This is a genomic window from Capnocytophaga stomatis, from assembly GCF_002302635.1.
In the GTDB taxonomy this organism is placed as follows: Bacteria; Bacteroidota; Bacteroidia; order Flavobacteriales; family Flavobacteriaceae; genus Capnocytophaga; species Capnocytophaga stomatis.
Genome location: NZ_CP022387.1, coordinates 1,507,417 through 1,533,602 on the forward strand (window position 1 = coordinate 1,507,417; position 26,186 = coordinate 1,533,602).

Annotated in this window: 21 protein-coding genes and 2 tRNA genes; 14 read left to right on the top strand and 9 right to left on the bottom strand. The window is 36.5% G+C overall.

Annotated elements, in window-relative coordinates:
* The first annotated feature begins 43 nt into the window (after positions 1-43).
* The 5 genes from mnmG to pheS all read left to right on the top strand — a co-directional run bounded on the left by mnmG (position 44) and on the right by pheS (position 8,280).
* A complete protein-coding gene (mnmG, locus tag CGC58_RS06765) occupies positions 44-1,915 on the top strand; it encodes a tRNA uridine-5-carboxymethylaminomethyl(34) synthesis enzyme MnmG (protein WP_095896033.1) in 1,872 nt (623 codons plus the stop codon).
* Between the two features lie 21 nt (positions 1,916-1,936).
* Positions 1,937-2,692 carry a hypothetical protein gene (locus CGC58_RS06770; RefSeq protein WP_095896034.1) on the top strand — a complete coding sequence of 252 codons (756 nt, stop codon included), beginning with the start codon at positions 1,937-1,939 and terminating at the stop codon, positions 2,690-2,692.
* A gap of 53 nt (positions 2,693-2,745) precedes the next feature.
* Entirely contained in the window at positions 2,746-4,521 is a 1,776-nt protein-coding gene (locus CGC58_RS06775) for a MutS-related protein (RefSeq protein WP_095896035.1), read from the top strand.
* A 302-nt stretch (positions 4,522-4,823) separates the two neighbouring features.
* The gene (locus CGC58_RS06780) at positions 4,824-7,091 is read left to right on the top strand and encodes an aconitate hydratase (RefSeq protein WP_095896036.1); all 2,268 of its coding nucleotides are present in this window, start codon (positions 4,824-4,826) and stop codon (positions 7,089-7,091) included.
* A gap of 169 nt (positions 7,092-7,260) precedes the next feature.
* A complete protein-coding gene (gene pheS, locus CGC58_RS06785) occupies positions 7,261-8,280 on the top strand; it encodes a phenylalanine--tRNA ligase subunit alpha (protein WP_095896037.1) in 1,020 nt (339 codons plus the stop codon).
* A gap of 506 nt (positions 8,281-8,786) precedes the next feature.
* Here the strand turns inward: pheS and CGC58_RS06795 are convergent.
* On the bottom strand, positions 8,787-9,974 hold the full coding sequence (locus CGC58_RS06795; RefSeq protein WP_232748803.1) for a M56 family metallopeptidase: 1,188 nt from the start codon (positions 9,972-9,974) through the stop codon (positions 8,787-8,789).
* Position 9,975: 1 nt separating this feature from the next.
* Positions 9,976-10,344, bottom strand: coding sequence for a BlaI/MecI/CopY family transcriptional regulator (locus CGC58_RS06800; protein ID WP_095896040.1), 369 nt, complete (start codon positions 10,342-10,344; stop codon positions 9,976-9,978).
* Positions 10,345-10,523: 179 nt separating this feature from the next.
* Here CGC58_RS06800 and CGC58_RS06805 point away from each other — a divergent pair, with 179 nt between their 5' ends.
* Together CGC58_RS06805 and CGC58_RS06810 are read left to right on the top strand one after the other, a co-directional pair.
* The gene (locus tag CGC58_RS06805; protein WP_095896041.1) at positions 10,524-11,450 is read left to right on the top strand and encodes an ABC transporter ATP-binding protein; all 927 of its coding nucleotides are present in this window, start codon (positions 10,524-10,526) and stop codon (positions 11,448-11,450) included.
* 41 nt (positions 11,451-11,491) lie between these two features.
* Positions 11,492-11,722: a DUF6341 family protein gene (locus CGC58_RS06810; protein WP_095896042.1), complete on the top strand. Its 231-nt coding sequence runs from the start codon at positions 11,492-11,494 to the stop codon at positions 11,720-11,722.
* A 54-nt stretch (positions 11,723-11,776) separates the two neighbouring features.
* On the opposite strand, the gene aspA is transcribed toward CGC58_RS06810, so the two are convergent.
* Entirely contained in the window at positions 11,777-13,168 is a 1,392-nt protein-coding gene (gene aspA, locus CGC58_RS06815; RefSeq protein ID WP_095896043.1) for an aspartate ammonia-lyase, read from the bottom strand.
* A gap of 579 nt (positions 13,169-13,747) precedes the next feature.
* Here aspA and nrdD point away from each other — a divergent pair.
* Together nrdD and nrdG are read left to right on the top strand one after the other, a co-directional pair.
* Positions 13,748-15,538 (top strand): anaerobic ribonucleoside-triphosphate reductase, encoded by a 1,791-nt coding sequence (gene nrdD, locus CGC58_RS06825; protein ID WP_095896045.1) that lies wholly within the window; start codon positions 13,748-13,750, stop codon positions 15,536-15,538.
* Entirely contained in the window at positions 15,525-15,992 is a 468-nt protein-coding gene (gene nrdG / locus CGC58_RS06830; protein ID WP_095896046.1) for an anaerobic ribonucleoside-triphosphate reductase activating protein, read from the top strand. Before nrdD ends, nrdG begins: the two co-directional genes overlap by 14 nt.
* 11 nt (positions 15,993-16,003) lie before the next feature.
* Here nrdG and brnQ read toward each other — a convergent pair whose 3' ends face one another.
* On the bottom strand, positions 16,004-17,326 hold the full coding sequence (gene brnQ, locus CGC58_RS06835) for a branched-chain amino acid transport system II carrier protein (protein WP_095896047.1): 1,323 nt from the start codon (positions 17,324-17,326) through the stop codon (positions 16,004-16,006).
* A gap of 868 nt (positions 17,327-18,194) precedes the next feature.
* Positions 18,195-18,276: transfer RNA gene (locus tag CGC58_RS06840), tRNA-Leu, on the bottom strand.
* 393 nt (positions 18,277-18,669) lie between these two features.
* Between CGC58_RS06840 and CGC58_RS06845 the strand changes: the two genes are divergently transcribed.
* The 5 genes from CGC58_RS06845 to CGC58_RS06865 all read left to right on the top strand — a co-directional run bounded on the left by CGC58_RS06845 (position 18,670) and on the right by CGC58_RS06865 (position 21,149).
* Entirely contained in the window at positions 18,670-19,623 is a 954-nt protein-coding gene (locus CGC58_RS06845) for a PorP/SprF family type IX secretion system membrane protein (protein WP_095896048.1), read from the top strand.
* A gap of 1 nt (position 19,624) precedes the next feature.
* Positions 19,625-19,987 carry a dihydroneopterin aldolase gene (folB, locus tag CGC58_RS06850; RefSeq protein WP_095896049.1) on the top strand — a complete coding sequence of 121 codons (363 nt, stop codon included), beginning with the start codon at positions 19,625-19,627 and terminating at the stop codon, positions 19,985-19,987.
* Positions 19,988-20,026: 39 nt separating this feature from the next.
* A tRNA-Cys gene (locus tag CGC58_RS06855) sits at positions 20,027-20,097 on the top strand.
* A gap of 56 nt (positions 20,098-20,153) precedes the next feature.
* Positions 20,154-20,528, top strand: coding sequence for a hypothetical protein (locus tag CGC58_RS06860; protein WP_095897147.1), 375 nt, complete (start codon positions 20,154-20,156; stop codon positions 20,526-20,528).
* Positions 20,529-20,732: 204 nt separating this feature from the next.
* Entirely contained in the window at positions 20,733-21,149 is a 417-nt protein-coding gene (locus CGC58_RS06865; RefSeq protein WP_095896050.1) for a CBS domain-containing protein, read from the top strand.
* Between the two features lie 79 nt (positions 21,150-21,228).
* Here CGC58_RS06865 and CGC58_RS06870 read toward each other — a convergent pair whose 3' ends face one another.
* The 4 genes from CGC58_RS06870 to CGC58_RS06885 form a co-directional block, all read right to left on the bottom strand.
* Positions 21,229-23,604 carry an outer membrane beta-barrel family protein gene (locus tag CGC58_RS06870; RefSeq protein ID WP_095896051.1) on the bottom strand — a complete coding sequence of 792 codons (2,376 nt, stop codon included), beginning with the start codon at positions 23,602-23,604 and terminating at the stop codon, positions 21,229-21,231.
* 350 nt (positions 23,605-23,954) lie between these two features.
* Positions 23,955-24,677, bottom strand: coding sequence for a head GIN domain-containing protein (locus CGC58_RS06875; protein WP_095896052.1), 723 nt, complete (start codon positions 24,675-24,677; stop codon positions 23,955-23,957).
* A gap of 129 nt (positions 24,678-24,806) precedes the next feature.
* On the bottom strand, positions 24,807-24,962 hold the full coding sequence (locus CGC58_RS12690) for a hypothetical protein (RefSeq protein WP_157909225.1): 156 nt from the start codon (positions 24,960-24,962) through the stop codon (positions 24,807-24,809).
* Positions 24,963-25,015: 53 nt separating this feature from the next.
* On the bottom strand, positions 25,016-26,119 hold the full coding sequence (locus CGC58_RS06885; protein ID WP_095896054.1) for a hypothetical protein: 1,104 nt from the start codon (positions 26,117-26,119) through the stop codon (positions 25,016-25,018).
* Positions 26,120-26,186: the final 67 nt, after the last annotated feature.

The window sequence follows — 26,186 nt, forward strand, 5'->3', positions numbered from 1 at the left end:
AATTGCCCATTGCCTAATCCCTATTGCCTAAAAAAAGAAAAAAATGTTTCAAGAAAAATACGACGTTATCGTAGTTGGGGGCGGACACGCAGGAGCCGAAGCTGCCGCTGCCGCTGCCAATATGGGAGCAAAAACCTTGCTCATCACAATGCAATTACAAAATATCGCACAAATGTCGTGCAACCCAGCCATTGGTGGAATTGCCAAGGGGCAAATCGTTCGTGAGATTGACGCTTTGGGCGGATACACGGGCATCATTACTGACAAAACCGCCATTCAGTTTAAAATGCTCAATCAGTCCAAAGGACCGGCAATGTGGAGTCCGCGAGCTCAGTCCGACCGTATGCGATTTGCCGAAGAATGGCGTCTCCAACTCGAAAGATTGCCCAATCTCGACTTCTATCAGGATATGGTTTCCGACCTCATTATCGAAAATCATCAGGTAAAAGGTGTGAAAACTTCGCTCGGGATTTCCATTTTTGCCAAAACGGTAATTCTCACTAACGGAACTTTCCTAAATGGAGTTATTCACATCGGGATGAAGCAATTTGGAGGCGGAAGAGCAGGAGAAAAGGCTTCCAAAGGAATTACCGAATGCCTTGTAAATCACGGATTTGAGTCAGGAAGAATGAAAACAGGAACGCCGCCTCGCGTGGATAGCCGTTCACTCGACTATTCCAAAATGATACCACAGCCTGGCGATGACAAACCCGAAAAGTTTTCCTTCTCGGAAGAAACCCAACCGCTTCAAATTCAGAAGGATTGCTTTATGACCTACACCAGCGAGGAGGTACACGACTTGCTCCGTACAGGATTCGACCGTTCACCGATGTTCAGAGGTGCCATTCAGGGCGTAGGACCGCGATACTGCCCTTCAATTGAGGACAAAATCAACCGATTTGCCGACAAAGACCGCCATCAAATCTTCGTCGAACCCGAAGGCTGGGACACGGTGGAGGTGTACGTAAACGGATTCTCCACATCACTGCCCGAAGAGGTTCAGTTTGAGGCACTTCGCAAGGTAGAAGGCTTTGAAAACGTGAAGTTTTTCCGCCCAGGGTACGCCATTGAGTACGATTATTTTCCGCCAACGCAACTCAAACATACATTAGAGACCAAACTGGTTGAAAATCTGTATTTCGCAGGGCAAATCAACGGAACAACAGGCTACGAGGAGGCTGCTGCACAAGGACTTATGGCAGGAATCAATGCAGTACGCAAAATCCGTGAGCAAGAGGAAATTATCTTAAAGCGAAGTGAAGCCTACATCGGTGTTTTGATTGACGATTTAATCACAAAAGGCACGGAAGAACCCTACCGAATGTTCACCTCACGAGCGGAATATCGCACCCTTTTGCGACAAGACAACGCCGATGCACGACTCACCCCACTGGGCTTTTCGCTCGGTTTGGCATCGCCACGAAGAATGGAGGTTTTGGAGAAAAAACAAGCCCAAACCAACGCTTTTGTTGATTTCTTTAAGGAAACGAGCATCCGCCCTGAGGAAGCGAATCCGATTTTGGCAAAATACGATTCGTCCCCAATGAAACAGGGCGACAAGATGTACAAAGTGCTTTCCAGACCCAACATAACCATTGCCGATTTGCAGGAATTGGACAGCGTAAAATCATTCGTGGAAGCTAATGAAATTAACAAAGAAATCATTGAACAAACCGAAATTGAGGTCAAATACGCGGGTTACATCGAAAAGGAGAAAAACAACGCTGACAAACTCAACCGCTTGGAAGACATTCGCATACCCGAGAATTTCAATTACGACAAGCTGACGTCGCTTTCGTTTGAGAGCCGCGAGAAGCTGAAAAAAATCCGCCCGACGAGCCTTTCCCAAGCCTCGCGTATCAGTGGCGTTTCCCCCGCGGATATTAGTATTTTGTTGGTGTATATGGGGAGGTAGTGAGTCTAAAACTTTAAAACTATGACAAAAGAACAATTCATAACACAGTACGAAAAAGCAATCAAGTTACGAGATACAAATAGCACACAAGAAGCAATAACTCTGTTTGAGGAAATTCTTTCCCAAGTGGAAAAAAATCCTGAAATGTTGACCGATGATGAAGTTATCCTAACCGAATACGGAACGCTTATTTGCAAAGCCTTGTTTTACAGCGATTTCGCTTGTGCTCTTGATGATAGCGGGGATTTGAAAGGAGCTTTACAAATGGAACGTCGTGCTTTGGAACAAATGTCAAAAATGAAAAATAGAGATTATTTGGGAGCCAGTTATCTCAACTATTCTGACTATTGTATGCAGTCAAAAGATTTTCAAGAGGCACTTTCGGTACTTCAAAAAGGAATTGATGATATTGAAAAAGAGGATTTTAAACAAAGAATTGAAATCATAATAGGAATTTATATCAACACAGGACTTTGTAATTATTTCTTGGGGAATAAAAACGAAGCAGAAAAATATTTGGAAATTGCACTTGATTATTTGAAAACTGCAAAAGAAGAACTAAATTTTGTGTACGAAGAGTTTGACCAAGATTATTTCGAGGTAAACTATTTCCTGAGTGAAATCCACAAAGAAAAAGGGAATAATTCTGATTATGAAAGATATAGAGATGAAACCATAGAATCAGCATCTTGTATTTCAAACGATGATGTGGAATATTTCACCGCCATTTACCCAGATGAAATAAAGCAAAAACTCAAAGAATTTTTATTCAAATAGCAAATAAATTCAAAAAAATATCCGAAATTTGTAGAGAAAAATTCCCAAACATTATGATTTCTATTTACAAAGAAAAACTACAGGAAGCGACCATCAACTATCAAAAGCTAACCAAAAAATACAACCTGATTAGTTTTTTAAGGCTCGTTGTTACGGTGCTTGCTATTGTATTGATTTACTTCTGTTTTCAAGATTTTAATATAAAATCTGTTTTTGGAGTTGCTTTTTTGGTTGTTTTGTTCTTATTTCTTGTCGTTTGGCATAAAAAAATCTCTTTTTTTCGTAAATTGGAGAAGTCAAAGATAGAAATTAATGCAAAAGAGATTCGTTTTTTGGAAAAAAATGAATATTTTTCAGATAATGGAGCTGAATTTCAGGAAGAATCACATTCTTACGCGTATGATTTGGATGTTTTTGGCGAAAAATCTTTATTTCATCATATTAATCGGGCTAAAACTTTCCTCGGTAAGAAGCATTTAGCATCTTGTTTTTTAAATCCAGAAATGGAAAATATTGCTGAAAATCAGCAAAGTATTTCTGAATTATCAGAAAAAATAGATTGGAGACAGAATTTTTCCGCACTGACTTCACAGGTGAGCGATTCCGCTGATTTTTACGAAAAAATTGAGATGTGGACTCAAAAAAAGGAAATTTCTTTTCCAAAATGGATGCAATTTTTCGCTTATATATCTCCTTTATTATTAATTAGTTGCACTATTTTAGGATTTATTTCGGACGCCTTTCCGTTTCATAATTGGGCAAAATTGTTATTTCTGGTTAATTTGGTGATTTTTGGTTACGTATTCGGAGTTATCCAACGCAATAAGATAAGTTTTGAAGGAGCATACAAAATTTTATATTCTTACAGAAAAAGTATTGCTTTTGTTGAAAATTCAGACTTTAAATCGGATAAATTGAATAAAATCCAACAAAAATTGTATCAAAAAGAACAAAAATCGAGTGTTTTAATCAAAAAACTATCCAATTTACTTGATGATTTGGATAATTTGAGCAATGTTTTGGTGTCAATTCCGTTAAATTGCTTTACTTTTTATCATTTTCACGTATATATTCAGTTAATTCGTTGGAAAAATCAATATTCAAGTTACATAAAAGATTGGTTAGACGTTGTTGGAGAGATGGAAGCACTTGGTAGTTTCGCTAATTTTAAGTATAACAATCCGAAATATGTTTTCCCCGAGATAAATTCAGATTATCAGATATATTTTGAAGAAGTTGGTCATCCGCTTATTTCTGAAAAACAAAGAGTTACAAATTCTATTTCCTTTATTGAAAATTCGTTTGTAATTTTAACGGGTTCAAATATGTCAGGAAAAAGCACCTTTTTACGAACCTTGGGCGTGAATATGCTTCTGACATCGATGGGTTTGCCTGTTTGTGCTAAGAGGGCGGTTGTCCATCCTATGAAAATATTGGTTTCTATGCGGTTATCCGATTCTCTGAACGACGGAAAATCGTACTTTTTTGCAGAAATACGTAGGATTCAAGGAATTATACAAAGCCTTGAAAATCAAATTTGTTTTGTGCTTTTAGATGAGCTTTTACGCGGAACAAATTCGGAAGATAAACAATTGGGAACCATTAAAATAATTGAGAAAATCATCCGCTTGAATGCCATTGGCGTTGTTGCCACACACGATGTTGAAGTTTGCCAGCTCACAAAAAAATATCCGCAAACGCTTCAAAATAAATGCTTTGAAGTACAAATTGAAAATGATTCGCTCCATTTTGACTATAAAATCAGAGATGGCGTTTGCCGGAATAAAAATGCTACTTTTTTGATGAAAAAATTGGAAATAATTGATTAAATTGCTTTCTGATTTTTTGTAAGAAATACTTCCATATTTTGGTTTTGTAAAATAGAATTATTATAAATAATGATTTTTGTTGTAAAAATTTCAATTGTTAAAATGTGTTGAATTGTATTGTTTTTGTAATACTTAAGTGGTTTATTTGACAAAAAGAAATTTTGTGAAAAGTGTCTTTAACAAAGTGGTAAATAATTCTAAAATATTGATGAAATAATAGAAAGGATATTTGATTGAATATTTTTTATTTCATCAAAACATTTCGTACATTTGCGAGTACATAAAACTAAAAAATTACATTTATGGCATTTGATATTGAAATGATAAAAAAAGTGTACGAGCGTATGCCCGAAAGAGTTTCGAAAGCACGTGAACTTGTGGGACGTCCGCTGACACTTTCTGAGAAAATTCTTTACGCTCACCTTTGGGACGGAATGCCCGAAAAAGCGTACGGGCGTGCAAAGGATTATGTGGATTTTGCTCCTGACCGTATTGCTTGCCAGGACGCAACTGCCCAAATGGCTTTATTGCAGTTTATGCACGCTGGAAAATCAAAAGTTGCAGTGCCTACAACGGTACATTGCGACCACCTTATCCAAGCAAAAGTTGGGGCAGAGCAAGATTTGAAAGTTGCCCAAGAACAATCAAAAGAGGTTTTTGATTTTCTTTCTTCAGTATCAAATAAATACGGAATTGGTTTCTGGAAGCCCGGAGCGGGAATCATTCACCAAGTGGTTTTGGAAAATTATGCATTCCCTGGGGGAATGATGATAGGTACAGACTCACACACGCCCAACGCAGGTGGTCTTGGAATGATTGCCATTGGAGTTGGTGGTGCCGATGCTGTAGATGTAATGGCAGGAATGCCGTGGGAGCTTAAATTCCCGAAAATAATCGGGGTGAAACTTACAGGAGAGCTCAACGGTTGGACTGCTCCTAAGGATATCATTCTGCGTGTTGCCGATATTCTCACAGTAAAAGGAGGTACGGGAGCGATAATCGAATATTTCGGGGAAGGAGCTAAATCAATTTCTTGTACTGCAAAAGGAACAATTTGTAATATGGGGGCAGAAATCGGGGCAACAACTTCTACTTTCGGGTATGATGATTCAATGAGAAGATATTTGCGTGCCACAGGTCGTGAAGATGTAGTGCTTGAGGCTGACAAAGTAGCGAGCCATCTTACGGCTGATGCTGAAGTATATGCAAATCCTGAAAAATATTTCGATCAATTAATTGAGATAAATCTTTCTGAATTAGAGCCTTACGTAAATGGTCCTTTCACTCCGGACAGAGGAACGCCGGTTTCAAAAATGAAAAAAGTTGCCGTTGAAAATGGCTGGCCATTGAAGGTAGAGTGGGGCTTGATAGGTTCTTGCACAAACTCTTCATACGAGGATATGACACGAGCTGTTTCTATCGTGGAGCAAGCCTTGGACTTGGGAATCACACCAAAAGCAGAACTTGGGATAAATCCTGGTTCTCAGCAAATTAAATATACTATTGAGCGTGATGGAATTATCGATGCGTTCAAAAAACTTGGCACAAAAGTGTTTACCAATGCTTGTGGTCCTTGCATCGGTCAGTGGGATAGAGAAGGAGCTGAAAAACAAGAAAAAAACACGATTATTCACTCTTTCAACCGTAACTTTTCTAAAAGAGCAGACGGGAATCCGAACACGCACGCATTTGTTACTTCACCTGAAATGGTTGCTGCTTTGGCAATTGCAGGGCGTTTGGATTTTAACCCAATGACAGATAAACTGTTAAACGATAAAGGAGAAGAAGTTATGTTCAAGCCTCCTTTTGGGGAAGAACTTCCGGAGAAAGGATTCGATGTTGATGACCCTGGCTATCAATCTCCTGCGGCAGACGGTTCATCTGTTCAGGTGGTGGTACGTCCTGATTCACAGCGTTTACAATTGCTTGAGCCTTTTCAACCTTGGGACGGAAAAAATATCACAGGAGCTAAATTACTTATCAAAGCTGAAGGAAAATGTACCACAGACCACATTTCGATGGCAGGACCTTGGTTGCGTTTCCGTGGGCATTTGGATAACATTTCAAACAATATGCTTATTGGAGCCGTAAATGCTTTCAATTCAAAGACTAATTCCGTAAAAAATCAACTTACAGAAACATACGGCGAAGTACCAGCAGTGCAACGTCAGTACAAAGCCAACAACATTCCTACCATCGTAGTGGGTGACCAAAACTACGGAGAGGGTTCGTCACGTGAGCACGCAGCTATGGAACCTCGTCATTTGGGAGTTCGGGCAGTTTTGGTAAAATCGTTTGCACGTATTCACGAAACGAATTTGAAAAAACAAGGAATGCTTGCTTTAACATTTGCTAACGAAGCCGATTATGACAAAATTCAAGAAGATGACACAATTAACTTTTTGGATTTGACAGAATTTGCTCCGAACAAACCATTGCATTTGGAATTTGTTCACGCTGACGGCACAAAAGACATTATTGTAGCAAACCATACTTACAATGATAGCCAAATTGAGTGGTTTAAAGCAGGAAGTGCTTTGAACTTGATAGCGGCAAGTGCAGCAAAATAAATAACTGAGAACTAATTACCATAATATTTATTTTTTAGTGAAGAAGCAGGCTCTTTGAGGGTCTGCTTTTTTGTATTGAAAGAATGGAAATAAATTTTATTCCTCTTTTGCTCTTTATGTTAAAATTCATATTTTTGTACTTTCAAAATTGAGAAAAGATATTCAACAGATGATAAACAAAATTAAAGAACATATTGCCGAAATTGAGAATTTTAACGCTTCAACAAAGGAAGAAATAGAGCAATTAAGAATTCAATATTTAGGAAAAAAAGGAATTTTGAACGATTTTTTTGCTGCGTTTAAGCAAGTCCCTAACGAAGAAAAGAAAGCATTTGGGCAAGTCATAAATGAGCTTAAAAACAAGGTGGAAAACAAAGTACAAGAACTTCGTGATGCTTTGGATCAAAAGCAGGAAAGTAAAGGCGTTTATGGCGATTTAACGCGTCCTGCCACTCCCATTGCTATTGGGGCAAGACACCCGATATCGCTGGTAAAAAAACAAATCGTAGAAATTTTTTCCAATATTGGGTTTAACGTTTCCGAAGGTCCTGAAATTGAAGACGATTGGCATAACTTCACGGCACTTAACTTGCCTGAATATCACCCCGCTCGTGATATGCAGGATACGTTTTTCATCCAAACCAATCCGGATATTTTGCTTCGCACACATACCAGCTCGGTGCAGGTTCGTTATATGGAAAATCACAAACCACCAATTCGTACCATTTCTCCGGGGCGTGTGTTCAGAAATGAAGCTATTTCATCACGTTCGCACTGTTTGTTCCATCAAGTGGAAGGATTGTACATCGACAAAGATGTATCATTTGCTGATTTGAAACAAACACTTTTGTATTTTACGAAAGAAATGTTCGGGAAGTCGAAAATTCGTTTGCGTCCGTCGTATTTCCCATTTACAGAGCCTTCTGCGGAAGTGGATATTTATTGGGGATTGAACAACGAAATCGATTATCGCATCACAAAAGGAACGGGCTGGCTTGAAATTATGGGTTGCGGAATGGTTGACCCTAACGTATTGAAAAACTGCGGTATAAATCACGAAGAATATAGCGGTTTTGCTTTCGGTATGGGCGTGGAACGTATCGCGATGCTATTGTACCAAATCGGAGATATTCGTATGTTCTACGAGAATGATATGCAATTTTTAGAGCAATTCAAAGGTGCTTTGTAAGATGTAAATAAATGAAATCAAACATTGTACATTTTCTTCTACGTTTTGTAGGTTTCCTTTTAATTTATTTGATTATACGATACATTTTTTCAAAAATAGATGACATCAAAATGGAGAGGATTTTGTTTCTATCTATTTTTCTGTGGAGTGCGATTTCTTCTTTATATTTGATGGCAGAATCCTACTTTTTACTGACTAAAAAACGAAAAACTAAAGGTTTCATTAGTCTTGGTATAGGTGTTATGACAATTATTTACACTTTAATTGGGTTGAATCTGCTTATAGAAGTGTATTTTATGATAGCTTAAAGTTTATACAATGACTTTACAATAAAAAAGCAAGTTTTTAAGACTTGCTTTTTTGTTAATGTTTTCACAGAAAAATAAAGCTATATCATTTTGAATTTAAAATAACCGATATAAAAGTCTTCGACTTCGCTCAGACTGACACGGAGTTTGTCTTGCTGAGCGGAGTCGAAGCATCAATAGTCATTATAGTAAATTTCATTACTTTTCTTTGACGGGTACTGGAGGAGGTGGCGGAACTGGCAACTCCATATAGCTCACTTTTTTAGTAGGTATTGAAGGAGCAGGTGGCGGAGGTGGTGGCGGAGGCGGTAATTGTAAGCCATACTTCTTCGTAAAAGCCTGTCGTTCTGCTTTATTTGTGATTTGCTCCACAATTTCATTACCGGCTTCATCTGTCAAAGTAACAGTTGTTTTTTCTCCCTTTCCGTTAGGAAGACCTACGCCTTGTACCTTCATTATTTTGTATTTACCAGAAGGTTGTGAAGGTGAAACTTCTTTTTGTTTTTCCACTTCTTGGGCGTAGCTTTTTTCGGCGAAAACTACAAGGAATAGAACACTTGTTGGAATAAGCAACGCCACCTTACATAAATTACGAAAATGATTTACTTTTGTCTGTAACATAATCAAACGTTTTTTCGTGTTGTAAAAATTGAAATAATTATAAATCGAGATATTTGCAGAAGCAGCTCTTTTGAGTATAAGTATTTGATATTCTGCAATATTTGTGTGTTTAGAAACCACACAAGCATCGGCTAAAAACTCGTGATTGATTCGGATGGCTTTTCCAAACAAATGCACCACAGGGTGAAACCAAAACACGATTTTCAAAAGCTCGACAAAAAGCAAATCAACGGAATGCTTCTGCCGAATGTGTGTCAGTTCGTGTAATAAAACTTTCTGTTCATAGGCATCTTTTTTATTGATAAAAATGTAATTCCAAAATGAATGAGGAGCACATTCTTCTTCCAAAATGACCAAATAAGCTCCTTCGTAAACTTGTTTAGGATGTTTTTTGATTTTATTGAAGATTTTAAACAAGTTACGTAAGAATCGAAATAACATCAGAAACGCAATCACTCCATATAAACATATGATAATCAGATTTGTAAAGTTGTTATTTTCTGTAATGAGTTGCTCTGTTGTTGGATTTGCGTAAATTGAGGAATTGTTAACCTCTTGTGTAACAGCTGTTTGCTCGAATATTTTTTCGAATATGGGTTCAAAAGGCATTTCTATGGTAATCAGCGGAAAAACAAACGATGCTATCAAAGCCGAAAGCAAGAAAAACCGATTGAATATCAACATTTTCTCTCGTGATAAAAGAAAGTGATACAATGTGTAAAAACACATTCCACATAATAGCGTTTTGATAAGATATGGTATCATTTTATTCCTTTTTAAGGTTTGAATCTACTATTTTTTTTAATTCTTCCCATTGCTCGGGAGTCATTGAAATTTCCTTAGCAAAAAAGGAAGCAAACTGAAAGGCTGAATTTCCGAAATAATCACTGATAATGGTTTTCATTTTTCGCGAAAAATAAGCACTTTTAGAAACTTTCGGATAGTACTCGCGTGAGTTTCCTCGCTGATGATATCCTACCATCTCCTTGTCAATCATTCGTTTAAGGAGCGTGGCGATGGTTGTATTTGCTGGCTTTGGGTCAGGATAAGCCTCTATCAAATCCTTCATATAAGCGGTTTGCTTCTGCCATAAATACTCCATAAGCTGCTCTTCTGTATTTGATAATTTTTTCATATTCTACAATTTTAGATTTTACACTACAAATGTAGAAACAAATTTTTGATAGAAAAAATTTTTCAACAACTTTTTTCAAAATAATTTTCATTTGAGCTAAAATTAATTTCGTAAATGTTTGATTATGTGTTAGTATTGTGGTTTTAGTTATTTCCTATATATTTGCCTTTTTTTAAACGATGCTCGAAGTTAATAACATATCATACACACACGATGGCTCCGATGCGGGCTTTCGTAACATTTCTTTTCAGCTCAAACAAGGTGAACATTTGTCGATTATGGGTGAGAGTGGCTGCGGTAAAAGTACCTTACTGAAAGCCATTTACGGATTATTCGACCTGCCGGAGGGAACCATTTTTTTCAACGGTAAAAAGGTTGTAGGACCTTCGCGTCAGTTGGTTCCCGGCTATGAAAAAATGAAGTATTTAGCACAAGATTTCGGGCTGATGCCATACCATACTGTTGCTGAGAATGTTGGTAAGTTCCTGTCTAACATTGATTTGGAATATAAAAAGCAACGTGTAAATGAGTTACTTTCGTTGGTGGAAATGGAAAGTTTTGCAAACAGAAAAGCTCTTTTGCTCAGCGGTGGCGAAAAACAACGCATCGGTTTGGTGATGGCTTTGGCACAAGAACCTGAATTACTAATACTTGATGAGCCGTTTAGCCAAATTGACAGCTTTCGCCGTAATAAACTCCAACGAACATTATTTACCCACTTGAAAGAGAAAAAAATAAGCTGTATTGTTGCTACTCACGATGGCAAGGAAGCGTTATCTTTTTCTGATAAAGCCTTGATAATGAGAGATGGAAATTTGCTTATGTTTGGAGATTTATTAGATGTATATAACCAGAAGGATGATTTCTACACGGCTTCACTCTTTGGAGATGTTAGCAAGTATGTTGAAAACGGAAAAACGATTCTTTTAAAACCTTATCAAATTGAAGTTGTTGAAAAATCGGGTTGGGAAACGTTGATTGAAAATTGCTATTTTCAGGGAGAAAATTTTTTGGTAATCGGTATTTCCAACGGAGAAAAAGTTCATTTTTTGAGCAATAATCCATTAGAAATTGGAAAAAAAGTTTATTTATCTAAAAAGAATTAATATCTTTGCCCGAAAAGTAACACTGTTAAAAACAATAAGCTATGAAAGCATTTTTTGAAGCTATACAATATCTTTTTGAAGAAATTTTATTCATTCCGTTGGATTTTTTACGCAATTTGGAACTTGAAAATTGGTGGACAGCCAACCTAATAAGCTGGGTTTTTATACTAATTGCGATTGTGTTTTTTGTGTATTGGTTGGGTCAGCTACGAAAATACGACAAAAAGAACGATGAACGAACAGATGTTGTTTCGCATTCGTTTTGGAAGTAAAGAAAAGAATAAAAAAAGAGCGATTAGATTTTCTAATCGCTCTTTTTTAGTTGTTTAAAGTCCCAACATATTTTTAGGATCTAAAATTTCGTCTAATTTATCTTGTGAAAGCAGTTTGTGTTCTAAAACTAAGTCATAAACTGACTTGCCGGTTTCGAGGGCTTCTTTGGCAATTTTTGTACTATTTTTGTAACCTATGAATGGGTTAAGTGCCGTTACAATTCCGATACTGTTTTTCACCATATTTAAGCAAACTTCACGATTGGCTGTAATTCCATCAATACATTTTTCACGAAGGGTGTCTAAAGCTCTTTCCAAAAAGACAATTGACTCAATAATTGACTGACAAAGAACAGGTTCCATCACGTTTAATTGCAACTGACCTGCTTCGGCAGCAAATGTTACGGTAAGGTCATTTCCGTAAACTTTGAAGCACACTTGGTTCACAACTTCAGGAATTACCGGATTTACCTTACCTGGCATAATTGACGAACCGGGTTGCATTGCCGGAAGATTGATTTCATTCAATCCTGCACGCGGTCCGGAAGAAAGTAAACGCAAATCGTTACATATTTTTGAAAGTTTCACAGCCATACGTTTTAATGCCGATGAGTAAATTACGTACGAACCTGTATCTGGTGTGGCTTCTACCAAATCGGCTGCAGGAACAAAGGCTTCGCCTGTGGCTTTTGCTAATTTTTCAGCACAAATTTTCGGGAAGTTTTTAGGAGCATTTAATCCTGTTCCGATGGCGGTTCCTCCCATATTGATTTCCAAGAACAAATCCGAAAGATTGTTTAAACGCGTGATTTCTTCTTCCAAAGTTGCTGCAAAAGCTTCAAATTCTTGTCCAAGTGTCATCGGAACAGCATCCTGTAATTGTGTGCGTCCCATTTTAATCACATCGGCAAATTCTTTTCCTTTATTTCGGAAAGCATCAACAAGCTGTTTTAAATGTTTTACCAACGAATCATTCATTCGGATGATAGCCAATTTTATGGTAGTTGGGTACGCGTCGTTGGTTGATTGTGAAAGATTTACGTGGTCATTAGGCGAGCAATGCTGATAATCACCGCGTTCGTAGCCCATAATTTCCAAAGCCCGATTGGCAATCACCTCATTGGCGTTCATATTTACAGAGGTTCCTGCCCCACCTTGAATCATATCCACAGGGAATTGGTCGTGCATTTTGCCTTCAATCAATTCGTTACAAGCTTGTGAGATAGATTTTAAAAGTTCGTCAGGAAGTAATCCTAATTCGTGATTGGTTTGTGCGGCTGCTAATTTCACATAAGCAATGGCTCTGACAAATTCAGGAAATTCACTCATTTTGCTTCCCGAAATGTAGAAATTATCAATAGCTCGCTGGGTTTGCACGCCATAGTAGGCTTCAAAAGGCACTTGTAAATCGCCTAATAAATCTGATTCTGTTCTAAATTTTGACATATTGTTAAAATTTTATTGAGTTTCTTCAAATGTTTTGTTGTTATCTGGCAAATTTGCCAATGGTTTAATTTTTGTCATTGAATGAACGGACAAAATTTCTGTAAAGGTATAAAAATATTTTCATATTGAGAAATAAAAAATATTTCTTCATTTGATAAATGTGTAAAAATGGGGGGATTATTTTTCGAAAATGAAAAATATCACCTTCAAAAATCGCTATATCAGAAAAATAAATTGAATTTTTGAAGTGTTGATTAATCTGGTGTTGATAAGTTTGTGCATAACTATTTTTTATTTTAAGATTTATTAGTCTTTTATTTGTATAGCTTCGCAACACGGAAATCTTAAGAAACTTTTTCTTTTAAGCGGTTGAAAAACAAATAGTAATAATTTGTATTGCAACAAAACTCAATCTTGTTTTCTGATAATTTCAGAAACTGAATCACTTCACTAACCATTTTTACATAAGAAAAGTCTTAGACAGAATTCAGCCCAAAGAGGTTACTACTAAATACGAGTATTTTTCATTTTAATAAACCCCAAACTTCACAACTATTGTGGAGCAAAAAACAATTTATTATGTCAAAATTCACAAAATTAACACCCGAACAACTAAAAACGAAGTGTAATTTCATTGAAAATTACCTGAAATCATTAAATGCAGCGAGTGGCTCTTTGTTTGATTCAAATGCGAATGTTTCCAATAAAAACATAGCCACAATGGAAGCTGAGCTTAATAAAGATATTAATATTCAAGTAAATAGAATGTTAGTTTCGCACAAAATAGCTCAACTTTTCGGTCAGGAATTAGCAGATGAATATATCCGCCAGATTGAGGAACACGAAATTTACGTTCACGATGAAACCAGCTTGAAACCTTATTGCGTGAGCGTTTCGATGTATCCGCTTTTGCTTGACGGGCTTTTAAAACTTGGCGGAGAATCCAAAGCTCCAAAACATTTGGCAAGTTTTTGCGGTTCGTTTGTAAATTTCTTATTTTCAGTATCTTCTCAATTTGCCGGAGCGGTAGCAACGGTTGAATTTTTAATGTATTTTGATTATTTTGCTCGAAAAGACTACGGAATCAATTACTTACAAACACACGAAAAAATAGTGGAAAACGAAATGCAACACGTGGTTTATGCTATCAATCAGCCTGCAGCGGCACGTGGGTATCAGTCTGTGTTTTGGAATATTTCGTTGTATGACAAGCCTTATTTCGATTCGATGTTCGGAAATTTTGTTTTTCCTGACGGAAGCAAACCCGTTTATGAATCATTGGACAGGCTTCAGAAATATTTTATGAAGTGGTTCAACAATGAGCGAACTAAAGCCATTTTAACGTTTCCTGTGGTCACAGCAGCAATGTTAACGAAAGACAAGAAAGTTTTTGACCAAAATTTTGCCAATTTCTGTGCTGAAGAACTCAGTGAAGGGAATGCATTTTTCATTTATCAATCCGATAATGCCGATTCATTGGCGAGTTGCTGCCGTTTACGGAATGAAATTTCTGACAATACTTTTAGCTATTCGCTGGGTGCGGGCGGTGTTTCCACAGGGAGCATCAATGTTATTACCATCAATATGAATCGATTGTATCAAAAAGGGCTTCCTTTGGAAGAAATGATTGATAATATCCATAAATATCAAGTGGCGTATCGTGCTATTATTCAGGATTATAAAGATGCTCGAATGCTTCCCGTGTACGACGCCGGATTTATTTCACTTGATAAACAATTTCTTACCATTGGCATAAACGGAATGGTAGAGGCAGCGGAATATCTTGGTGTGAAAATATCTGATAATGAAGAATATAAATCTTTTATCAATAAAAATCTGAAATTGATTTACAACAAGAATAAGGAAGCCAAATCAAAATATGGTTATATGTTTAACACGGAGTTTGTTCCTGCGGAAAATTTGGGTGTTAAGAATGCCAATTGGGATAGAGCAGACGGGCTTTTTGTGCCGAGAGATTGTTACAATTCTTATTTTTATATTGTTGAAGATGAGTCTGTTAATATAATAGATAAATTTTATATGCACGGACACGAATATATTCAGTTTTTGGATGGTGGCTCGGCGTATCATTGTAATTTAGAGGAATATCCAACCAAAGAAGGATTTTTAAAACTGCTGAACGTGGCAGCGAAAACGGGTTGTAATTACTTCTGTTTCAATATAAAGGTAACTTATTGTAACAGTTGTGGTTACATTAATAAACATACTGCTGAACATTGCGTAAAATGCCATTCAACGGACGTTGATTATGCAACGCGAATCATTGGATATTTAAAACGAATAACCAATTTTTCAAAAGACAGACAAAAAGAAGCAAAGAAAAGATATTACGGAAATGCTTCGGTATAGCGAGTATGATATTGTTTTACAGGAAGTTCCGAATGAAATTTCACTTTGTTTCACGATAACGGGCTGTCCGTTAGCTTGTAAAGGTTGCCATTCTGAACATATTTGGAATCCCAATTCAGGAGAATTATTAACAGTGGAATTATTCGAAAAGCTCCTTGACAAGTACGAGGGAGCTATCAGCTGTGTGCTTTTTATGGGAGGGGAATGGGATATTGATGAACTGCTGAAATTTATTACAATTGCAAACGGAAAGGATTTAAAAACAGCTCTTTATACAGGTTTGAACACCAAGCAAATAGCTCGAAAATATCCGCAATTATTTGATTGCTTGGATTATATAAAAACAGGAAAATGGATTCCGTCATTGGGGGGGCTTGATAGCAAAACTACAAACCAACATCTGTTAGAAATCAAAACAGGCAAAGTCCTAAATCATTTCTTTTGGAGAGAATAAATACATTCAAGTTATTTCTTCTTTCCAAAAATAGCAAAAATAACAAACACAACCAGCGAAGGAAGTAACCATTCTAAGTGATAACTGTTTAAAGGTAAGGCTTCTTTTATTCGGAATAGGAACTCTAAATTCCAATTTAAGTTAAGATTTTTTAGTACGGAAATAAGTGATACTAAGGTAGTTGCTACAATGCTGGCAACAAAAGGTGTTTTTGACTGTACAAATCTTCCGAAAAGCAAAATGTACAAAATAAGAGTAAAAACAATCGGATAAATAAACAGAAGTATGTTGATAGCATAATTTATAATGCTGTCAACACTATTTACTGATATGAAAGCAGAAATAATAGTACACAAAGTAACTCCTAATTTGTACGGAATTCTTCCTTTTGACATTTTTTCAAAAATGGAGCCTGTGGCAGAGGTCAAAGCGATGGCTGTTGTTAAGCAAGCAAAGGCGATGGCTATTGCCATAACAAATGTTCCTCCTTTCCCTAATATCGAAGTTGAAATATGAAGCAATAGATTTGTTCTTGAAATTTCAGATGGAGAAACTCCGGTTGCCTCCAAATAATCCGAAGTAGCACCCAAATAAATCAAACCTCCGTAAATAATCAACAGAGCTAAAGTGGATATCATACCTGCTGATATTGTGATTTTTACACGTTCTCTGACGGAAGTATATCCATCACTAACAACCGCTGAAATGATAATTCCTGCAAAAATAACAGAAGCCAAAACGTCCAAAGTTTGGTAACCTTCCGTAAATCCTACGCTGAATGCCCTTGAGCTATGAAATTCTGTTATTCCTTCCTCAATAGGTTTCACGGGGTATAAAACTCCTAAAATGATTAACGCAAATAACGATAATAACAAAACTGGAGTTAGAAATTTCCCAATGATATTCACGATTGTTGTTCGCGAAATTGACAAAACCAAAACAATTGCAAAAAATATGATTGCAAAAACAACATTGCTTAATTCTGGAAAAGAAGGACTTATACCAACCTCAAAGGTAGTTGCTCCCGTGCGAGGAATTGCGACCAAGGGTCCGATACATAAAATTATCAGAACAGCCAGAATGTCAATTAATTTCGGGTGTACTTTTTTTCCTAAGTCTGTAAATGAAGTTCCTGATTTTGTGACCACAAGAATCCCTAAAAAGGGAGCTATAATTGCCGATATAAAAAAACCGATTAATGCCTCTCCCCAATCCTTTCCGGTGCTTAATCCTATGAGTGGAGGCAAGATAAGATTTCCCGCCCCGAAGAACATTGCAAACAATGCAAAACCTACTGTGGTGATTGTAACTATTTTGTTTTTATGAGTTTTCATTAATAATTTAGTTTTGTAGTTAAAAAAGCAACAATTATGTTGAAAAATTTAGATTATTTTTCACATTGATTGAGGCAAAGATAATAGTTTTTATGAAAATTACCCAATTTCTTTTTCTTGTTAATTTTCGTTTTTGTGAAGAAGTACCAATAACTTAATCGATTGCAGTTGAGCTAAATTATTTTTGTGAAATATGGAAGAATTGATTTATAAAAATAAGTTGAAATTTACAGAAAACAAAAAACGCTTTAAAATATTGACCGTCAATATAATAAAGCGTTTCATTTGTGCGGTTGAAGGGACTGACACCCTCTTAATTTTTCGGAGCTTATGATATTTTAAGCGTTTGCGAAACAACCGCCCTAACATTAGGAGAAAACAGGCACACAGAATTAAACGACTGGGAACACGGGCAAGTGTATGGCTCAAACTCGGTACAAATAAAAGAATGTATATCATTTGTCAAACGTTTATTACCTACCTTTGACGTAAAGGATATAATAAAAGGATAACATATAACAAGCCCTAAACCTCAACGGTGGGGCTTTTTTTAATGCTTTTTTGTATGAGGGCAAAGATTTTGATACTTCAACAAAAACAAGGCTCTTAAAAGACTTGTAGCGTATTTATGCGTAATTCTACCGAAAGCCCATACAGGGAAAACCACAACTCCAAGTACAAACCCCAACCGAAAGATAAAAGCAGTTGTTAAGTAATGCTTAACTACTGGTATAAAACCTTGACTTTTTAAGTTGTGATATTTGCTCCAAAAAAATGGTTTTTCTCAATTTTAGGGGAATTTTAGGGGATTGGGAGAAAAATTAAGCCTTAAGATGTTGTTTATCAACATATTAAGGCTTTTAGTTTGTGCGGGTGAAGGGACTCGAACCCCCACGCCGTGAAGCACCAGATCCTAAGTCTGGCGTGTCTACCAATTTCACCACACCCGCAAGTGATGAGCGTTTTGAGGTTGCAAATATACGTAAGTTTTTGTAATAAAAAATATTTTTCAACAAAAAATGAGAAAAAATCTATCATTATTAATTTAATCTATTCAATCATAATAGTTTAAGAAAGATAAATTTTTTTAGGAATAAATATATCGGTCGAAATTATGTGCAAATTTAGTAGGAAGAAACGGCTGTTGATTTTATAGAAAAAGTGTTAAATGTAAAATCTTTCAGAAATGTTAAAAAAACTCGAATATGTTAAATGTGTATAGGAAAATAAAAAAAAAGTAGGAAAAGAGAAAAAAAGTAAAGATATTTGTCGAAATTTTGTGTGTTGCATCACATAGTTGTATATAAAAACAAGATTTATATTTTACATATAACTTTATGACAATGAAGAAAATATTATTAATCCTTACAATTTTTATTTTTGGAGGAAAGTCCTATGCTCAGGAATTACACTTGCCTCAGATGAATCAGTATTTGGCAGATAGTGAGTTTTTAATCACATCTACTTATGCAGGGATTGGTGACTTTGTTAAGTTGCGATTTAGTGGGGTTTCCCAATGGGTGGGGATTAAAGATGCACCTGATTATCAATCGCTTTCTGGAGATATTAGGATAGGAGAACGAAGCGGAGCAGGCTTGATTCTTTACAATGATAAAAATGGAAATACTAAGCAAATGGGAGGGAAGGCAAGTTTTGCTCACCATTTAACGTTAGATCGTTATGAGAATCATTTCGTATCCTTTGGTATTTCGTATGCACTGAATTCTTTCCGAATTGATATTGATAAGTTTGACCAATCAGCAGGGGCAGACCCTTCCGTTACGAACAATCGTTCACAAATAAATCACAACTTTGATGTCGGATTTTTGTATCGTTACAAAGGATGGTTCTTAAGTTTGAATGCGTTAAATATTTTGAATAAAGATATTGATGTTTTTGCAACAAATGAGCCTAAAGCGTTACGTAACTATACTTTATACACTGGGTACAGATATAAAAGAGATCGTAACAGTAGTTTTGAAATAGAACCTTCTATTTTTGCTCAGTTTTACGAAAGTGACAGACGTTCTTCAACAGATGTTAACCTCAAATTCCGATGGAGAGATTTGGAGGATTACTATTGGGTAGGGGTAAATTATCGATTTTTGAATGATAAGGTATTTGTACCATTGAATGCAGGTCCGATGGCAGGAATAAAAAGAGGGCATTTTTATTTTGCATATTCATACCAGCTGATGTTGAACAACATAATAAAATATAATTCAGGAACACACGTTATTACTTTAGGGCTTGATTTGTTCCAAGGAGTAAGTAATTGTAGATGTACTCATCAATAATATGGGGCAAATTATTTTAAAAAACATACGGATTCATACAAATCACGGATGTTTGAACGAGGAAAAGCTGATAGGCAGTGATTATCGTGTGGATTTGAAAGTTAAGCTAAGTCTGGAGAAGTCAATAACCTCAGATGACTTATCGGACACGGTGAATTATGTTCATTTAAACAGAATAGTAAAGGAAGAAATGGCAATTCGCTCAAAGCTTTTGGAGCACGTTGCAGGAAGAATATCTGACAGAATATTTAAGGAACTTATTATTACAGAGAAAGTTACAGTTAAAATTTCAAAACTAAATCCGCCAATCGGAGGAGATGTTGAAGCTGTAAGCATAAAAATAAAACGAAAAAGATTTTGTTAATATTAGAAAAGATTGTACATTTGCGACCTGAGTAAAAAAGGCATCGTGGCCGAGTGGCTAGGCAGAGGTCTGCAAAACCTTGTACAGCGGTTCGAATCCGCTCGATGCCTCTAACTTTTTGGGAGTTTTAGTAATTAGTATAGAAACAACACTAAAAAATAATAAAATGACAAACGTATTGGATAAGTTTATTCAGGATATGAGGAATAATGTTCCTGGATTTATAGCAGTGTCTGTTACAGAGGTAAGATCTGGAGTTTCTTATGGCTCTGAGACAGTTGACCCTAATTTTGACCCTAGTTTGGCTTCTGCCTACCATTTGGAGGTTGTTAAGTCGGAACAAAGTGCACTTCAAGTTTTGGGATTGAAGGACAGAATTGAGGATATTTTGATTACTTTGGCAAATCAAATTCATATTATAGATATCTCTGCAAACGGAAGTTATTTTATTTATCTGGCAGTAGATTCAACAAAAGCTAACCTTGGATTAACAAGAGCATTGCTTGCTAAGTACAAAAAAGATTTAGCAGCTGTTTTCTAAAAAAATATATTTTCAAGATTTTAAAACCTGAGCAATTTTGTTCAGGTTTTTTGTTTTAAATTATGCACAAAACATAAACATTCAAAAACTCAGTAAAGGTACGAAAAAGAAATTTAAAAGCCAATGATTTTGGTCATACTTTCTCACGCATTTTAGGGATAACTTTGCCTTGTAGAAATTATTCAAAATAAAAAACAAAACACTATGAAACAGCGAGTTCCCATATCTCAAATTATGTCGAGGAAGCTGATAACATTAACCCCGACGCAGTCTTTGTACGATGCAGAAAGGCTTTTTAAAAAGCACAAAATTCGTCATATTCCTGTGGTGGAAAGTGATAGGATTATTGGTATTGTTAGTTATTCCGATTTGTTGCGAATCAGTTTTGCGGATATGACCGATAACGAGGACGAAGTGACCTCTGTGGTTTACGATATGTACACCATTCCCCAAATAATGGCAAAAACGCCTCTAACAGTAAATTCTGATGCAACTATTAAGGAAGTAGCTGAAATACTATCAAAACAAAGTTTTCATTCCATTCCTGTGTTGGAAAATGATAAACTGGTGGGAATTGTAACAACAACTGATTTGATTAATTATTTGTTGGAACAATATTGATGTAAACTTAAATATGAAAATAATGAAAAGCTGAGAAAACCCTCAGCTTTTTCGCTTTTTGTAGAATGTTATCCGAGCTTTACCTCTGATTGTTAAACTGATATTTCACAGAGAAAGCCACATAAGGATGATAGCGGGTTTGGGTTTTTAGAGCGAATTTTTCGCCATTTCTTTGTTGAGTTTGTCGGTTTGAATCGAATACATTCCAGCCCGAAAGCGTCAGTTGCCAACGTTTATTTTTTAAACTTTTGGTAAGCGATGCCGAAGCCAAGAAAATCGCATTACTTTCAAATTGTAAGTTTGTAATGGGCGATTGAAACGCACAATTCAATCGGGCAGAAAAATCTTTCGGAAATTGAAACGTATTGTTCATCTTTGCGTTGAAACGCCATTGTGAAAAATCATTTTTAATGTCATCTACGTTCGTTTTTTGTTCGAAATAAAAACCACTCAGCGAAGCATTTACATTCCACCACGAGAAAACATCTACCCCTGTCATCAGTTCGGAACCTACCGACCACGAATCGCCCAGATTTTCCTGTACAATGAGCAATATATTATCGCGAAACGGACGGCGATAATCCCCAAAGAAATCGTGCTGATTCCGTGCAAAAACCTCTGCCGAAACAAAATTCTTGCCCCACGATTTTTTGAAATTCACCTCGTAAGCATCGGTGTAACTGAACCGCAAACGGCTGTTTCCGTTGATATAAGTGTACCTATCTTCCATTTTGAAGACGGAAGTAATTGTCCAATATTCAGGGCGTTGTATGCGGCGACTGTAATTGGCAGCCAATTGCGTATCGTCCGAGAAACTATACAACAAATGCACAGACGGAAACCAATCGGTAAAGTTCTTTTTGTACTCGTCAATTACTCTTTCCGCTGCTGCTTTGGTGTAAGTGTACGAAACATCACGCCGTGTATGCTCCACCCGAAGTCCCAATTTATATTCAAATTTCTTCCAGCTGCTTTTAAAAGTGGCATAGGCAGCGTACTCATTCTGTTCGTATTTAATTTTCTGATTACTCGGGAAATCGGGGGAAGGAATGCCTATTTTATTGCCTTGAAAAATTCCGCTTTCGCTGGTAATTTCAGGAATGAAGTCCGTTTTTATGGCAATTCCTGCTTCCAAATTGCTTTTTTCGGTCAGAGGCAACTCGTAAGCCAATTCCGTAGAAGTAAAGATTTCATTTTTTTCTGCTTCTATGCTTCCAAAAACGATGGTTTCTGATGGACGCGTCCACACGTTTCGAGATTCCGTATCAGAACTTCCTATAAACACATCGTATCCCGAAGTTAGTTTCAGCGAGTGCGATTTATCCTTATTGAAAAAGTGATTGTATTCCAAATTCACGCCCACCATCTGATAATCAAAAGTATAACTATTGTCGCTGGTTGATTTTTCCGAAGTGATTAGGTTTCGGTTTAGGTCGAATATGTTTTCAACGGTTTGGAGGTAGGAAGTTTCTTTTTCGCGGTCGCGTAAAGGTTTCAGATTTATCGAAAAATCAATAAAATCGTTATCGGTTACATCATAATTGAACCCAAACTCAAAAAAATTACTTCTATTTCGCTTTTTGGAATTGCTTATTTCGTGTATCTCAAAGAATTTATTATCAGATTGCAGCTGGTTGAACGTTTCCATATCCGTTTTTGTTCTGGTGGAATGCCCCAAATATGCAGAGGTGTGCCAACCGCCTCGTTTGCCCTTTTTATCCACTGAAAAACTGATTTGATTGGTGCCGAGGGAGTTTCCCAACACGGAGGAATTGATGGCATACCCTTCCAAGCGGTTCTTTTTGAGCAACACACGGATAATTCCTGCCGTTCCTCCCGAACTGTATCGGGCGGACGGATTGGTAATGATTTCTATCTTTTCAATTTGCGAAGCGTCGAGCGTACGCAAACGTTCCTCGCCATTTTTCACAGCAATTCCATTGATATACACGCTAAACGAACCTCCTTCGCGATAGCTTATTTTTCCATCTACGCTGATTTGGATAGATGGCACGTTGGTGAGCAAATCAATCGCATTAGAAGCCTCTGGAAAGGCAGCCGCATTGATAGTTTTTCGGTCAACACTATAAGAAAGTGCTGCACGCTTGCCTTCCACCACTACTTCGGAGAGATTTTCGGAAGTCATTTTTAGAAAAATCACACCTAAATCAGTTTTATTTTGCATAAGTTCAATTTCTTTTGTCTGTTTTTCATATCCCACGAAATGAACTTTCATTAAATACTTCCCTTTTTGTAAGTTTTTTATTTGAAATCGTCCTTTTTCGTCCGAAACTACGCCAATTTCAACCGATTTATGCGATATTCCTTGCAGAGATACTTCTGCAAAGGGCATTTCTTCCTTTGTTTGAGCATCAATTACCTTGCCCAAAAGCGAAAAATGCTGCCCGTAAGAGAGTGTACTTAAAAAACATAGAATAAGAAAGAGTTTTTTCATAAGTGATTATTCTGATTGATATTATTATATGAAATATACAAGCAAGTTTAGTGATCTTTTGAAACCTTCGATTTTATTCAATTTGATATAGCTAACTCACTTTAGATTGTCATTTTACAAAATCCCCTTTGAAGGAGGAAGTCTGCAAAAGCAGAGTATGTGGCGAAGGACGGAGGATGTTTTTTTAAGATTTACATCCCCCTACCCCCCTTCCAAAGGGGGAATTAGTATGACTGAGAAAGGTGTCCGAAGGACGGAGGATGTTTTCTTAAGATTTACATCTCCCTACCCCCCTTCAAAGGGGGAATTAGTATGACAAGCTATCTTAGATTGGCTATAATGTCATATTTTTACTTAAAATGGATTTCTCCGCTTCCTGAAACGTGCGTATCCTGCAATTCAGGATTTCCTTTTACCGAAATATCACCTGAACCAGACACTTTTGCCTTAATTGATTTAGAAGCATATACATCTATATCTCCTGAGCCTGAAAGTTGCACCGTTACACGCTCAGCCCGAATGCTATCAGTGGTAATATCACCCGAACCAACCATTTTTATATCAATTTCAGGGCATTTTCCCGTAACAACAAGGTCACCTGAACCGCTTAATGACAAGTCCAATCGAGTGGCATTAAAATTGACAGAGATATCACCCGAACCTGATAGCGTACACTTCAAATTACCTACTTTTATCTGTTCCTTCATTGAAATATCGCCTGAACCTGACAGTGAAACCTGTTCCAATTGTTCGTTTACAGGTACATACACATTAACCTTATGCTTAAAGTTGTAATTATATCCTTCTTGCAACTCAATGATGATTTCCCCGTTTTTAATGGTGGTTAAAATGTAAGGTTCTATGTTGTCCGAAGCCTCGATGCGTACTTTCCCCACTTCGCCTTTGAGTAAAATCACATCAAGGAAGCATTTCAACTTAACAGAAGTGTAATCCCCCACGTGACGTTCTTTGTTTATAATATTTCCATTATCTCTTATGGTCTTTTTTCCAAACCATTGTCCGTAACTTACCGAAAATGTAACCAAAAATAGAATTGTTGCTAATCGTTTCATATGTTAATTATTTATTTAGTTAATCGTTTTGAATGTTTTTATCAATATTTTAAGTAGATTGAGTGTCTTTTTAGTTGAAAAATGTAGAAAATGAATAAGTTTATATATTCGTTTTGAATAAAATTTGCTTCAATGTTTGATTTTAAGTGTTGTTTTTATTGGATTGCGTATGATTTCCATCGGATGATGCTCCATTTCCATCGGATGATGCTCCATTTCCATTGGATGGTGCTTCATTTCCATTGGATGGCGTTCCATTTCCATTGGATGGTGCTCCATTTCCATCGGATGGCGTATGATTTCTATCAGATGGAGCAAGATTTCATATCATTTGAGCATTAATTCTCATAGACTTTCACTCCTGCGTATTCGCTTGAGATGTTAAATATATTTTTTCCGTTTCCTTTTGTACCGATGATTGTACTTTCCATCATTTGAATGTTCTTTTTGGTGTAGGGGAGGCTCTCCGGCATTGAGATTTTCCCGTAAGAATTGGAAAAATTGTACTGAAACTCCCAATTTGGATGATATCCCACTGAAATTCCCGCATATTCCGTGTCGATTTTTACTGAATTTGCTTGCGGAAGGACTTTTTCTATCTTCACCGAACCATAATCGCAACTGATGTAGATACTTTTAGATACTTCCTTCACCAAAATGCCACAATAATCTGCAATAATCTCGCCTTTTTCCAAATTTTCCACAGCAATTGCGTTATAACTTACGTTTGCATTGAGTTCTTTTACATCGCCAATCTTCACCGCTGTGTAATCACAGTTGGCTTTGATGTAGTTTGCCTTATTTATCGATACGCCCGAGTAATCCGCGTTCAAATTGAGCTTATTTATCTGTTCGATAGAGGAATTTTGGCAATATTCGAGGTTGATATAAGCATCGGAAAGGATTTCCCCCAAGTTGATAGAACCATAATCGGCATCGATTTTCAAAGAACTCATCGTTTTATTCAAAAAAATATTCCCGTACTCGTTTTCCAGCGATATTTTTACCTTTTCCGGAAGAGTGATTTTGTAATTTATCTGAAAACTGATGCTTTTTTTGCGTCCGAAATTCTTAAAAAATGAAGAATTGTCTTCAATAACGGTCTTTGCAGACACTGAATTGCTTCCGGAATTTGAAAAATCCACATAGATTTGCTTTATCCGCTCCTTAACATCGCTCGGATTGTTGCTACTTACCTTAATTTCTACCTCAAAATTGATAGAATTTTTATTGTTTTCATTAGTTATGAGCGTGATTGTCCCATATTTGTTCGCTACGAATAGAGAAGCCGTCTCGTTTACCTTAAATTCCTTGCGGATTGTCTTTGTTTCGGTATGTTTGTATCTTTTAAATAAATCATTTTCACCCATCGGCGAGCTATTTTCTTTTGCTGAAATAACTCCGAAGCACAAAATAATGATGATTGATAGTAACTTTTTCATATTTTTTCAAGTTTATGTGTCGTTTTTATATTTTTTTAAACTGATATTGCTTTCTTTCGTGATGATT

Excerpts from the sequence above, each read along its gene's own strand:
- mnmG (WP_095896033.1), top strand. The coding sequence starts at position 44 with ATGTTTCAAGAAAAATACGACGTTATCGTAGTTGGGGGCGGACACGCA.
- CGC58_RS06770 (WP_095896034.1), top strand. The coding sequence starts at position 1,937 with ATGACAAAAGAACAATTCATAACACAGTACGAAAAAGCAATCAAGTTA.
- CGC58_RS06775 (WP_095896035.1), top strand. The coding sequence starts at position 2,746 with ATGATTTCTATTTACAAAGAAAAACTACAGGAAGCGACCATCAACTAT.
- CGC58_RS06780 (WP_095896036.1), top strand. The coding sequence starts at position 4,824 with ATGGCATTTGATATTGAAATGATAAAAAAAGTGTACGAGCGTATGCCC.
- pheS (WP_095896037.1), top strand. The coding sequence starts at position 7,261 with ATGATAAACAAAATTAAAGAACATATTGCCGAAATTGAGAATTTTAAC.
- CGC58_RS06795 (WP_232748803.1), bottom strand. The coding sequence starts at position 9,974 with ATGATACCATATCTTATCAAAACGCTATTATGTGGAATGTGTTTTTAC.
- CGC58_RS06800 (WP_095896040.1), bottom strand. The coding sequence starts at position 10,344 with ATGAAAAAATTATCAAATACAGAAGAGCAGCTTATGGAGTATTTATGG.
- CGC58_RS06805 (WP_095896041.1), top strand. The coding sequence starts at position 10,524 with ATGCTCGAAGTTAATAACATATCATACACACACGATGGCTCCGATGCG.
- CGC58_RS06810 (WP_095896042.1), top strand. The coding sequence starts at position 11,492 with ATGAAAGCATTTTTTGAAGCTATACAATATCTTTTTGAAGAAATTTTA.
- aspA (WP_095896043.1), bottom strand. The coding sequence starts at position 13,168 with ATGTCAAAATTTAGAACAGAATCAGATTTATTAGGCGATTTACAAGTG.
- nrdD (WP_095896045.1), top strand. The coding sequence starts at position 13,748 with ATGTCAAAATTCACAAAATTAACACCCGAACAACTAAAAACGAAGTGT.
- nrdG (WP_095896046.1), top strand. The coding sequence starts at position 15,525 with ATGCTTCGGTATAGCGAGTATGATATTGTTTTACAGGAAGTTCCGAAT.
- brnQ (WP_095896047.1), bottom strand. The coding sequence starts at position 17,326 with ATGAAAACTCATAAAAACAAAATAGTTACAATCACCACAGTAGGTTTT.
- CGC58_RS06845 (WP_095896048.1), top strand. The coding sequence starts at position 18,670 with ATGAAGAAAATATTATTAATCCTTACAATTTTTATTTTTGGAGGAAAG.
- folB (WP_095896049.1), top strand. The coding sequence starts at position 19,625 with ATGGGGCAAATTATTTTAAAAAACATACGGATTCATACAAATCACGGA.
- CGC58_RS06860 (WP_095897147.1), top strand. The coding sequence starts at position 20,154 with ATGACAAACGTATTGGATAAGTTTATTCAGGATATGAGGAATAATGTT.
- CGC58_RS06865 (WP_095896050.1), top strand. The coding sequence starts at position 20,733 with ATGAAACAGCGAGTTCCCATATCTCAAATTATGTCGAGGAAGCTGATA.
- CGC58_RS06870 (WP_095896051.1), bottom strand. The coding sequence starts at position 23,604 with ATGAAAAAACTCTTTCTTATTCTATGTTTTTTAAGTACACTCTCTTAC.
- CGC58_RS06875 (WP_095896052.1), bottom strand. The coding sequence starts at position 24,677 with ATGAAACGATTAGCAACAATTCTATTTTTGGTTACATTTTCGGTAAGT.
- CGC58_RS12690 (WP_157909225.1), bottom strand. The coding sequence starts at position 24,962 with ATGGAAATGGAGCACCATCCAATGGAAATGGAACGCCATCCAATGGAA.
- CGC58_RS06885 (WP_095896054.1), bottom strand. The coding sequence starts at position 26,119 with ATGAAAAAGTTACTATCAATCATCATTATTTTGTGCTTCGGAGTTATT.